The organism is Myceligenerans pegani, from assembly GCF_014892515.1.
GTDB lineage: Bacteria > Actinomycetota > Actinomycetes > Actinomycetales > Cellulomonadaceae > Myceligenerans > Myceligenerans pegani.
Genome location: NZ_JADBGR010000081.1, coordinates 1 through 10,958, shown reverse-complemented (window position 1 = coordinate 10,958; position 10,958 = coordinate 1). Strand labels below are relative to the sequence as shown.

The window sequence follows — 10,958 nt, the reverse complement described above, 5'->3', positions numbered from 1 at the left end:
CGATACCCGTACCTTCCCTGCCGATTTCGTGTGGGGTTCTGCGACGGCGTCGTATCAGATCGAGGGTGGTGTGGGGGAGGGTGGTCGGGGTCGGTCGATCTGGGACACGTTTTCTCACACGCCGGGCAAGACTCTGAATGGTGACACCGGTGACGTGGCCGACGACCACTTCCACCGGTGGCGTCAGGACGTGCGGCACATCGCGGACCTGGGTCTGGACGCCTACCGGTTCTCGATCGCGTGGCCGCGGGTGCAGCCCGGGGGTAGTGGTGAGTTCAACCCGGAGGGGATCGGCTTCTACTCCGATCTGCTGGACGCCTTGCTGGCCGTGGGTGTCAAGCCGGTGGTCACGTTGTACCACTGGGACCTGCCGCAGGAACTGCAGGACGCGGGCGGCTGGACGAATCGTGCCACCGCGGAGGCGTTCGCGCGTTACGCGCGCCGCATGGCCGAGGAGTTCGGTGACCGGGTGGAGGTGTGGACCACGCTGAACGAGCCGTGGTGCACGGCCCTGCTGGGTTACGGTTCGGGTGTGCATGCCCCGGGTATCAGCGACCCGGTGGCGGCGTTGCGGGCGATCCATCACCTGAACCTGGCCCACGGTCTGGCGGTCCGGGAGATCCGGGACGTGCTGGGCGCGTCGGCCAAGGTGTCGATCACCCTCAACCTGCACGTCGTGCGGCCCGACGACCCGTCCTCGCAGGCCGACCTGGAGGCCAAGCGCAAGGCGGACGAGATCGCCAACGAGTCGTTCCTCGGGCCGCTGCTGGAGGGCGCCTACCCGGCCGGCCTGCTGGAGCGCACCGCCTCGCTGACGGACTGGTCGTTCGTGCGCGACGGTGACCTGGAGGCCATCCACCGGCCGCTGACCGTGCTCGGGGTGAACTACTACTCCACCGCCCGCGTGCGCGCCTGGTCGGGCCAGGGGCAGCGGCAGCAGGCCGACGGGCACAAGGACTCCGCCGGCAACCCGTGGATCGGCGCCGAGGACGTGGAGTTCCTGCCCCAGCCGGGCCCGCACACCGCCATGGGCTGGAACATCGAACCGGCCGGCCTGACCGACCTGCTCCTCCAACTGCACGACCGCTACCCGGATCTGGCGCTCATGGTCACCGAGAACGGCGCCGCGTTCGACGACGAGGTCACCGTCACCGACGGCGTCGCCCGCGTGCACGACCCCCGCCGCGTGCAGTACCTGCACGACCACGTCGAGGCACTCGGCCTGGCCCGCGACAAGGGCGCAGACGTGCGCGGCTACTTCGCCTGGTCCCTGCTGGACAACTTCGAGTGGGCCTACGGCTACGACCGCCGCTTCGGCATCATCCACGTCGACTACGACACCCAGGAACGCCTCTGGAAAGACTCCGCCCACTGGTACCACCGCCTGGCCACGACAGGCGCACTCCCCGCGGTGACCGACACCGAACCCCACTGATGCGGACGCAGGGCCGGACCCGACCGCTCACCGGGTCCGGCCCAGCGCCCGGGGCGCACAGCGAACGGGCAGGTCAGAAGAGCTCCTGACCTGCCCGTCGCGCGCCTCCGGGCCGAGGACCCCGCTCTCAGCCCACGTCCCCCCGCCATCCCCCGGTCTCGACGCCGTGGGACTCGATGAACTCCTTGAAGCGCTCGAGGTCTCCCTGGACGCGGTGCTCGTCGAAGTTCACCGCGGCGCCGACCTTCTCGGCCGCGCTCTCGGGCGACCAGTCGAGCTGCACGGTGACCCTGGTCTGGTCGTCGTTGAGCCGGTGGAAGGTGACCACACCGGCCTGAGCGGGCCCGGACAGGCTCTTCCACGCCACGCGCTCGTCCGGGTGCTGTTCGGTGATCTCGGCGTCGAACTCACGCTCGACACCGCCCACTTCCGTCTTCCAGTGGGTGTGGGTCGGATCGAGCTGACGGATCTCCTGGACTCCCTCCATGAACCGGGGGAACTCCTCGAACTGCGTCCACTGGTTGTACGCCGTTCTCACCGGGACATCGACGTCGATCGACTTCGTGATGCTGGCCACGAGCCTCTCCTTCCTCTCCGGGTCCTTCCACCGTGAACCCGGACCTCGCCACTCGCTCGCCGAAGGTCACCCGCCACAACCGGATCAGCGGCCCGCCACGCCCGAACCGCCGTCGGGCGGCTGACACGCGCGGCGCGCTGCGAGTGGCCCCACCTCGTGCCAGCCTGGAACTGCGTGCCGGTCGACGACTGCCGTCCTTCTACCAGGACCTCGCGCCGAAAGCCGCGGCACACCCTGACCGTCGCCGGTGCGCATGATGACGCCGGGCCGCCAGGTCCGGCCGAGGGAAGGAGTGGTCATGCCGAAGCGAGACCCCGGTCCGAGCGTCAAGGACAAGGAACTGTACGAGGAGCTGCGCGACGAGGGCAGTTCCAAGGAGAAGGCGGCGCGCATCGCCAACGCCGCCGCGGGCTCCTCCCGCAAGTCGGTCGGCCGCAAGGGCGGCAAGGCACCCGCCTACGACGACTGGACCGTCGAGGAGCTGCGCAAGCGGGCGGCCGAGATCGGCATCGAGGGCCGCTCGTCGATGCGCAAGGCCGACCTCATCAAGGCGCTGCGCAACCACTGACCGCCGCGGCAGGAGGGATGCGGATGGATGCCGCCGGCGATCCCCTGGTCCACAGCTGTGACGCCGACCGAGGTATTCGCCGCCGACGGCGCGGCAGAGGCTTCTCGTACGTCGATCACCAGGGCGCGCGGATCACCGAGCCGGCGACCCTCGCGCGGATCCGCGCGCTCGCCGTCCCGCCGGCGTGGACCGACGTGTGGATCTGCGCGGACCCCGCCGGCCATCTCCAGGCCACCGGCCGCGACGCCAAGAACCGCAAGCAGTACCGGTACCACCGCCAGTGGCGCCGGTACCGTGACGCCGCCAAGTTCCACGAACTGGCGGGCTTCGGCGCCGTCCTCGTGGCACTGCGCAAGCAGGTCGACGCCGACCTGCGCACTCCGCGCCTGAGGCTGGACCGCGTGGTCGCCGCCGTCGTCCGGCTGCTCGACGAGACGCTGATCCGGGTCGGCAACGACGAGTACGTCCGGTCGGGGAACTCGTTCGGACTGACGACGCTCCGCAGCCGGCATGCCGTCATCGAGGGCGCCGAGGTGCGGTTCCGCTTCCCGGGCAAGGCGGGAGCGCCGCACGACGTCGTCGTGCAGGACCGGCGGGTGGCGAACGTCCTGCGCCGGTGCCAGGACCTGCCCGGCCAGCGGCTGCTGCAGTACGTGAACGGCACCGAGAGCCGCAGCATCGGATCGAGCGACGTCAACGACTACCTGCGCCGCGTGACCGGGGCGGACTACACGGCCAAGACGTTCCGGACGTGGGGCGCGAGCGCCGTCGTCCTCGGGCACCTGCGCCGCCTCGCCCCGGCCGGGCGGCGCGAGCACGAGGCACAGACCGCCGAGGCCGTCCGGATCGCCGCCCGCCACCTGCACAACACGCCCGCGGTGTGCCGCAAGAGCTACGTCCATCCCGTGCTGCTCGCGGACGACCGGCCGGAGCTCGACCGGCTGATCGAGCTGTCCCGCGCGAACGCCTCCCGCGCGTCCCGCTGGATGGACGCCGACGAGCGCGCGCTCCTGAAGGTCCTGACGGCCGCCGAACGTTCGCACGATCCACACCATGCCCAGGGTCTGCCTTCCGGTTCCTGACGGGACCCGGCACGGACACGACCGCACCGCACCACGGCACGACGACGCATCGCACGACGACGCGTCGCACGACACGACCTATGACACGACGACACCGACCGGGCAGCGACCCGGGAGCCACCGGCCACCCGGCCCGTCTGGTCACGGCGCTGCGGCACCCGCGATGGGGGCTCGCGGCGCGCGGCGCGGTCGCCGCCTCGCTCGCCTGGCTCGCCGGTGAGCTGGCGCCCGCGCCGCTGTCCGACTACGCCTACTACGCGCCGCTGGGGGCCGTGGCCGCGACGTCGAGCACGACGATCCGGTCGGCCCGGGAGTCCGCGCACGCGATGATCGCGGTGCTGCTCGGCGCCGCGATCGCGCTCGGCATCGATCGCCTGGGGCTGCCGGGCACGCTCGCGGTGGGGCTGGTGGTGGGAGTCACCATGCTCTTCGCCGCCTGGCGGGCGCTCGGCGAGATGGGCAGCTGGGCGGTCACGGCGGGACTGTTCGTGCTGCTGCTGGGCAGCGCGCACGATCTCGAGTATCCGACCGCCTTCGCCGGGCTGCTCCTCGTGGGCGCGGCGATCGGCGTCGTGCTGAACCTGATCGCGCCACCGCTGCCGCTCACCCCGTCCGACGTCGCGCTCGACCGGTTGCGGCGCGCCCTGGTCGAGCAGGTCGGCACGCTCGCGTCGCAGCTGGAGTCGGACGGTCCGCTCGCGGCGGACGAGTGGGAGGAGCGGCGCCGCGCGCTGGTCCCGACGCTCCGGCACACCGAGGACGCCGTCGCGCACCTGCGGGAGGCGACGCGTGCCAACCGGCGCGAGCACCGCTTCCGTGAGCGCACCACGACGCAGATCCGGCGCGCGGACCGGCTCGGCGTCTCGGCCGAGGTCGTCGACGACGTCGTGCGCCTGCTCGCCGACTGGGAACGCCGGGATCGCACCGAGGTCGCGTTCGGCCCGGACCTGCGGCCCGCGCTCGCCGCGGCGCTGCGGGCCTATGCGCGAGCCCTGGCCAGGAGCGCGCCGGACGGGCAGGACGAGCCGGACGAGGAAGTCACCGCGAGGTTCACGGGAGCGGTGCGGGCGCTGAGCGACGAGGTCGGGGCCGCCGGCCGCACCCCCGGGCACGACTACTTCGTCGCGGCGGCGCTGATCGTCGCGCTCCGGCGAGGCAGCGACGCCCTCCGGGCCTCGTGAGGCGGGCCGGGCGGCACGACGTCGGGGGGGGCAGGCCGGGCCGCGCGGCGTCAGAGGGAGCGCATCCGTTCGGCCAGCGGCCGGGCCGCCTCGGCGAGGAACCGGTCCTGGTGGTGGTCCCCGATCTGGACGATCGCGAGGTCGGTGAATCCGGCGTCCAGGAACGGCCGGGCGCTCTCGGCCAGCTTGTCGAGGTCGGGGCCGCAGGCGATCGACGACGCGACGTCCTCCGGGCGCACGAATCTCGTCGCCGCGGCGAAGCCGGCCGGCGTGGGCAGGTCCGCGTTCACCGCCCAGCCGCCGCCGAACCAGCGGAACTCGGCGTGGGCGCGCTCGATCGCCGTCTGCTCGTCCGGGTCCCAGCACACCGGCAGCTGGCCGTAGACCCGGGAGCCGCGCGGGTGCTCACGGGACCAGCCGCGGACGACGTCACCGTCGGGCATGGCCTGGACCAGGTGGTCCGCGATCGGGGCGAAGCGCGCGACGCCGCGGTCCCCGGAGAGCGCGACCCCGATCTCGACGCCGGCGTCGGGAACGTCCCACAGGCGGGCGGAGTCGACGCGGTAGTGGTCGCCCTCCCAGGTGACGAGATCGCCGGTGAGGAGTTCGCGGATGATGTGCACCGCCTCCTCCAGGAGGTCCTGGCGCAGCGCGATGCTCGGCCAGCCCTCGCCGACGACGTGCTCGTTCAGGTTCTCGCCGCTGCCCAGGCCGAGGGTGAACCGGCCGTCGGCCAGGAGTTGCAGCGTCGCGGCCTGCTGGGCCACGACGGCGGGGTGGTAGCGCATGGTGGGGCAGGTCACGAAGGTCATCAGTTCGACGTCGCGGGTCGCCTGGGCCACGGCGCCGAGCAGCACCCAGGCGTTGGGCGAGTGTCCCTGCTCGGTGAGCCAGGGGCTGTAGTGGTCACTGGACAGCTCGAAGTCGAAGCCGGCGTCCTCCGCCGCGGCGGCGTACCGCAGCAGTTCGCGCGGACCGCTCTGCTCGGTCATGAGGGTGTATCCGATGCGCATGATCTGCTCCTTGCCGTAGGTGCCGGGCACGGACGTCCTCGACCCTAGGCAGGGCCGCCGCCACTCGCCCGTCCCGCGTTCGCGGCGTGCGAGCCCGGGCGGCGCCCGGTGAGAGCTCAGCGAGCCGCCGACCGGGGCCGCCGGGTCAGCAGCGGGTCGCGGCCGTGCGGGCGTTCCACGGGGTGGATGGCGTCCAGGGCCCGGGAGAGCACGGCGGGCGTGAGGCCCGACTTCTCGTTCTTCCGCAGCGCGGTGGTCATCTGGTCGGCCGCGACGCGCAACGGGACGCCGACCTCGCCGGCCGCGTCGCGCAGCACCTGCTCCGCCGCGCCCGCGTCCACCCCGCGGACCGCGGCGACGACGCCCTTGGCCTGTTCGATCACGGCGCGGCTGACGAAGGCGTGGTTCACCACCGACGCCGCGCGCCGGTCGAGGGCTTCCTTCTGCACGGGCGTCACGTCGACCACGTAGCCGGCCACCTCGCGGGTGCCGGCCGGCGCGTTGCGCAGGGCCTGGCCGGTGACGACGAGCGAACGGGTGCGGCCGTCCCTGCCCACGATGCGGTGCCCGCAGGCGAACGGGCGCCCGGCGCGCAGCGCGTCGCCGACCGCTCGGACCATGCGCGCCCTGTCGTCGGGGTGCTTGCGGGACCGGAGTGCCTGAAGGCTCGGCTCGACCTCGTGCCGCTTCCAGCCGTGCATGGCGTACACCTCGTCGGACCACCACCAGTCGCCCGAGGCGAGTTCGACGCAGTAGCGACCGACCAGCAGGTTGGTCCCGACACCGAGGGCGTCGACCAGGTCACCGGCGGAGAGCGCAAGGGGCGTGCCGTTCGCGGCACCGTTCTTGACACCGTTCTCGGCACAGCTCTCGACGACGGGATCGGACTGTTTGACAGGGGACATGGGAACCTCTCAGATCCGGGACGGGACCTGAAGCCGCTTCATGACTCCTTCGCGACCGAGTGTAGAGCCTTCACCTGAAAAGGGACACCGTACCTGGCAGATCGCGTGTCCCCTGCGAGTGAGAGGACTCCGTGTCACGCTCGGAGGTCTGCCCCGGGAAGCGACCACCCGCGCAGGAGGCACACCATGAGCAACCCATCCCGCCACCGCACCCCGGTCCCCGAAGGGGCGGGCACGCCGGACGTCATGGCACCCGGACCGCTGCGCGCCGACGTCGTGGTGGTCGGCGCCGGTCTCACCGGCGTCACGACGGCCTCTCTGCTCGGGGAGGCCGGCGTCGACGTCGTCGTGCTCGACGCCCGGACCACCCGGGCGACCACCACCGCGCGTTCGACGGGCAAGCTGTCGGTGCTGCAGGGCACGCGGCTCGCCCGCATCGCCCGGTACGGCGACGAGGTACTGCGCTCCTACCTGGCCGCGAACTTCGCCGGCCTCGGCTGGCTCCGGCGCACCCTCGACGACCTCGGCGTCCCCGTGGAGAACCGCGACGACCTCACCGTGGCCACCACGCCGGAACAGGTGAGCGACATCGACGACGTGCTCCTGGCGTGCGCGGCGCAGGACGTCGCGGCGCGCTGGGAGGAGAACCCGCCGTTCCCCGGACAGACCTTCGGCGCGGTGCGCCTGCCGGGTCAGGGGCAGACGAACCCGCTGCGCATGCTCTCGGCGCTCCGGGCCCGCCTCCGCGCCCGCGGCGTCCCCGTGCACGACGGCGTGCGAGTGCGGGAGGTGCGCCGGCTCCGCTCGGGTGTCGCGTTGCGCACCACCCGGGGCACCGTGCTCGCCGGCCGGGTGGTGCTGGCCACCGGCGCCCCGCCCGGCCGGCTCGGCGGCCTGTTCCTGCGCCTGGAGGCCGGGCGCAGCCTCCTCACCACGTGGGAGGTCCCCGACCCGGCCGCCCTGCCGCTGGGGTTCGACGACACCATGTCGATCACGGCCGGCACGCCGGTGCGCTCGCTGCGCATGGCGGGCGACCTGCTCGTGGTCGGCGGGGAGGGCTACCCGGTCGGCCGGGAACGCGACCCCTCCCGGCGGTTGGCGGCGCTGGACGAGTGGGCCGGCGCGCGGCTTCCGGTCGGCGCTCCCCTGCATGCCTGGGCCGCCCAGGACTACACGAGCGACACCGGGCTGCCGCTGGTGGGGCCCGCCGTGCCGGGCGACGAGCGACTGCTCGTCGCGACCGGTTACGCCAAGTGGGGTCTCACCAACGCCGCGGCCGCGGGCCTGGCGCTGGCCGGCCGCATCCTCGGCGACCCCGTGGAGTGGGCGGCGGACCTGGAGCCGTGGGCACGCCCGGCGGCTCCCACCACCCGGGCCGCGGCGACGTTCGGGGAGCAGGCCAAGGGATGGGCGTGCGCCGCGACGCGTCCCACGGGACAGCGGGCCGAGGCCCGGCGGGTGTCGCGCGTGTGTCCCCATCTCGGTGGCGTCGTGCGGTGGAACGAGCAGGAGGAGTCCTGGGACTGCCCGGTGCACGGCTCCCGGTTCGCCGCCGACGGCGCACTGCTCGAGGGGCCCGCCACGGAAGGGCTGAACCCACGCTGACCTGCCCGGATGCCGTGGAGGCACCGAGAAGCGGTTCAAGATGCGAGTGGTTCCATGGCTTGAGAGCGTGAGTGAACCGGAAGAAGCCCGGTGACGACCACTTGTGGAGGTCACTGTGCGAGTTCTCGGGGTCAACGCGCTGTTCCATGATCCGTCGGCGGCGCTCGTCGTGGACGGGCGCGTGGTGGCGGCGGCCGAGGAGGAACGGTTCTCCCGGCGCAAGCACGGCAAGCGCCCGGTCCCCTTCGCCGCCTGGGAGCTGCCGGAGCAGGCGATGCGCTGGTGCCTGGAGGCAGGCGGGCTCGAACCCGCCGACCTGGACGCCGTCGCCTACTCGTTCGACCCGGGCCTGGCCAAGCCGTCGGACGAGATGGGCCTGCCCGATCCGTGGGACTGGCTGCGCCTGCGCTACGCGGAACGGGCGCCGCAGTTCATCGCGACCGCCCTGCCGGGCCTGAGCCCCGCGGTCGTGCGATTCGTGCCGCACGAGGTGGCGCACGCCGCGTCCGCGGCGCTCGCCTCGCCGTTCGGCACGTGCAGCGTGATGTCGCTCGACGGCCGCGGGGAGCGGTCCTCCTACCTCGCGGGCCGGTACGACGACGGGCGGCTGGAGATGCTCGCGAGCCAGGACCTGCCCTACTCGCTGGGCCTCGTGTACGAGTCCCTGACGGAACACCTCGGCTTCCTGCGCTCGAGCGACGAGTACAAGGTGATGGCCCTGGCGTCGTACGGCGACCCGCGGTTCCTCCCGCCCCTGCGCGAGTACCTGCGGACCACGCCCGACGGCGGGTTCGTCGCCGAGGCGCCCGACTGGTCGCGCTGGGCGGCGCCGGCGGCGCCCGGCGCGACCGGGACGGACATCGCGGCCGGCACGCCCGCGGCCGACCGGGCCGACCTCGCGGCCTCCGTCCAGGCGCGCCTGGAGGAGGTGCTCGTCGAACTGGCCACCGCCCTGCACGCCCGGACCGGCGACGACGCGCTGGCCCTGGCCGGCGGCACCGCGCTGAACTGCGTGGCGAACTCGCGGATGTGGCGGGAGGCCCCGTTCGACGACGTGTGGGTGCAGCCGGCCGCCGGGGATGCCGGCACCGCCCTGGGGGCGGCCCTCCAGCTCACGGCCGAGGCGGGTGTCCCCGTCGAGCCCATGGGCTCGGCGGCGCTCGGCCGCTCCTGGTCCGACCGGGAACTGGCCGAGGCCCTGCGCACGGCTCGTATCCCGTTCACCACGCCCGCCGACCTGCCGCGCGAGGTGGCCGACGTCCTGGCGGCGGACGGCATGGTGGCGTGGTTCGACGGCCGCTCCGAGTTCGGGCCCCGTGCGCTCGGGCAGCGTTCCCTGCTGGCGCACCCTGGCCGGCGCGCCAACACGGAGCGGCTCAACCTGGTCAAGGGCCGCGAGCAGTTCCGGCCGGTCGCGCCGATGGTGCTGCTGGAGGACGCGCCCCGCATCTTCTCCGGCGGGCCCGTCCCCAGCCCGTACATGCTGTTCGTGCACGACGTCGCGGACGAGTGGCGCGACCGCATCCCCGCCACCGTGCACGTGGACGGCACCGCGCGGATCCAGACGGTCGACGACTCCCAGCCCCGGCTCCAGGCGATGCTCCGGGCGTTCCGGGACCGGACCGGCCTGCCGGTGGTGGTGAACACCAGCCTGAACACGGCCGGCCGGCCCATGGTGGACAGCCCGCGGGACGCGCTGGAGCTCTTCGGCTCCGTACCGGTGGACGTGCTGGTGCTCGGGCCGCACCTGGTGCGCCGGGCGGACCTCGCGGCCGGCCCCGCACCGGGGGAGGTGATCCCGTGACGCCGTCGTACTCCGTCGTGGTGCCCACCATCGGCCGGCCCGCGCTGGGCGCCCTGCTCGCGTCGCTGAACGTGGCGCTGGGCGACGGGCCCCGGCCGCACGTCGTCGTCGTCGTCGACGACCGCCCGTTCCCCCGCCGGGGGCGGAACGCGCCGCTGCTCCTGGGGCCGGCGCCTGTGCCGGGGGTACGCGTGCTGCGCACGGGCGGACGCGGCCCGGCCGCCGCGCGCAACGCCGGCCGCCGCTCCGTCCGCACCGAATGGGTCGCGTTCCTGGACGACGACGTCGTGGTCCCGCAGGGCTGGGCGGCGGCGCTCGGGCGGGACCTGGCGGCCGCCGGCCCGGAGGTCGCCGGGGTGCAGGGCAGGATCGTGGTCCCGTTGCCGGAGCACCGGCCCCCGACCGACCTGGAACGCAACACGGCCGGCCTGGAGCGCGCGGCATGGCCCACCGCCGATCTCGCCTGCCGCCGGTCCGCCCTGGAGTCCGTGCACGGGTTCGACGAGCGCTTCACCCGGGCCTACCGCGAGGACGCCGACCTGGCGCTGCGCCTCCGCGACGCCGGCTGGCGGCTTGTTCGCGGCTCGCGTCACGTGCGCCACCCGGTGCGCCCCGCGGGAGCCCTGGCGAGCGTGCGGGCCCAGGCCGGGAACGCGGACGACGCGCTGCTGCGCGCCCTGCACGGACGCCGCTGGCGGCGGCGCACCGGGGCCGGGCCGGGACGCATGGCGTGGCATGCCGCCACGGTGACGGCCGGACTCACGGCCCTCGGCGGCGCCCTCGCCGCC

10 protein-coding genes are annotated in these 10,958 nt (G+C 73.7%); 7 read left to right on the top strand and 3 right to left on the bottom strand.

Going from position 1 to position 10,958, the window contains the following annotated elements; genetic code table 11:
* The coding region (locus IIE03_RS10955; protein ID WP_225997599.1) for a GH1 family beta-glucosidase at positions 1-1,435 on the top strand (1,435 nt) is incomplete at its 5' end.
* Between the two features lie 127 nt (positions 1,436-1,562).
* On the opposite strand, the gene IIE03_RS10950 is transcribed toward IIE03_RS10955, so the two are convergent.
* Entirely contained in the window at positions 1,563-2,012 is a 450-nt protein-coding gene (locus IIE03_RS10950) for an SRPBCC family protein (protein WP_192862796.1), read from the bottom strand.
* Between the two features lie 298 nt (positions 2,013-2,310).
* Here IIE03_RS10950 and IIE03_RS10945 point away from each other — a divergent pair, with 298 nt between their 5' ends.
* The 3 genes from IIE03_RS10945 (at position 2,311) to IIE03_RS10935 (ending at position 4,843) form a co-directional block, all read left to right on the top strand.
* On the top strand, positions 2,311-2,580 hold the full coding sequence (locus IIE03_RS10945) for a DUF7218 family protein (RefSeq protein WP_192862795.1): 270 nt from the start codon (positions 2,311-2,313) through the stop codon (positions 2,578-2,580).
* A 23-nt stretch (positions 2,581-2,603) separates the two neighbouring features.
* On the top strand, positions 2,604-3,662 hold the full coding sequence (locus tag IIE03_RS10940; protein WP_192862794.1) for a DNA topoisomerase IB: 1,059 nt from the start codon (positions 2,604-2,606) through the stop codon (positions 3,660-3,662).
* Between the two features lie 80 nt (positions 3,663-3,742).
* Entirely contained in the window at positions 3,743-4,843 is a 1,101-nt protein-coding gene (locus IIE03_RS10935) for an FUSC family protein (RefSeq protein ID WP_192862793.1), read from the top strand.
* Positions 4,844-4,893: 50 nt separating this feature from the next.
* Here IIE03_RS10935 and IIE03_RS10930 read toward each other — a convergent pair whose 3' ends face one another.
* Both IIE03_RS10930 and IIE03_RS10925 read right to left on the bottom strand, forming a co-directional pair.
* Entirely contained in the window at positions 4,894-5,859 is a 966-nt protein-coding gene (locus IIE03_RS10930) for a TIGR03557 family F420-dependent LLM class oxidoreductase (RefSeq protein WP_192862798.1), read from the bottom strand.
* 113 nt (positions 5,860-5,972) lie between these two features.
* Positions 5,973-6,761: a PAS and ANTAR domain-containing protein gene (locus IIE03_RS10925; protein ID WP_192862792.1), complete on the bottom strand. Its 789-nt coding sequence runs from the start codon at positions 6,759-6,761 to the stop codon at positions 5,973-5,975.
* 186 nt (positions 6,762-6,947) lie between these two features.
* Between IIE03_RS10925 and IIE03_RS10920 the strand changes: the two genes are divergently transcribed.
* From IIE03_RS10920 to IIE03_RS10910, 3 genes are all read left to right on the top strand, one after another.
* Positions 6,948-8,366 (top strand): FAD-dependent oxidoreductase, encoded by a 1,419-nt coding sequence (locus tag IIE03_RS10920; RefSeq protein WP_192862791.1) that lies wholly within the window; start codon positions 6,948-6,950, stop codon positions 8,364-8,366.
* Positions 8,367-8,481: 115 nt separating this feature from the next.
* Complete coding sequence (locus IIE03_RS10915) at positions 8,482-10,170, top strand: carbamoyltransferase family protein (RefSeq protein WP_192862790.1); 1,689 nt, start codon at positions 8,482-8,484, stop codon at positions 10,168-10,170.
* On the top strand, positions 10,167-10,958 hold a 792-nt coding region (locus IIE03_RS10910; protein ID WP_192862789.1), incomplete at its 3' end, for a glycosyltransferase family 2 protein. The genes IIE03_RS10915 and IIE03_RS10910, both read left to right, overlap by 4 nt.

Bases quoted from the DNA above. Each gene is read 5' to 3' on its own strand.
- IIE03_RS10945 (WP_192862795.1), top strand. From the start codon at position 2,311: ATGCCGAAGCGAGACCCCGGTCCGAGCGTCAAGGACAAGGAACTGTAC.
- IIE03_RS10940 (WP_192862794.1), top strand. From the start codon at position 2,604: ATGGATGCCGCCGGCGATCCCCTGGTCCACAGCTGTGACGCCGACCGA.
- IIE03_RS10935 (WP_192862793.1), top strand. From the start codon at position 3,743: ATGACACGACGACACCGACCGGGCAGCGACCCGGGAGCCACCGGCCAC.
- IIE03_RS10925 (WP_192862792.1), bottom strand. From the start codon at position 6,761: ATGTCCCCTGTCAAACAGTCCGATCCCGTCGTCGAGAGCTGTGCCGAG.
- IIE03_RS10920 (WP_192862791.1), top strand. From the start codon at position 6,948: ATGAGCAACCCATCCCGCCACCGCACCCCGGTCCCCGAAGGGGCGGGC.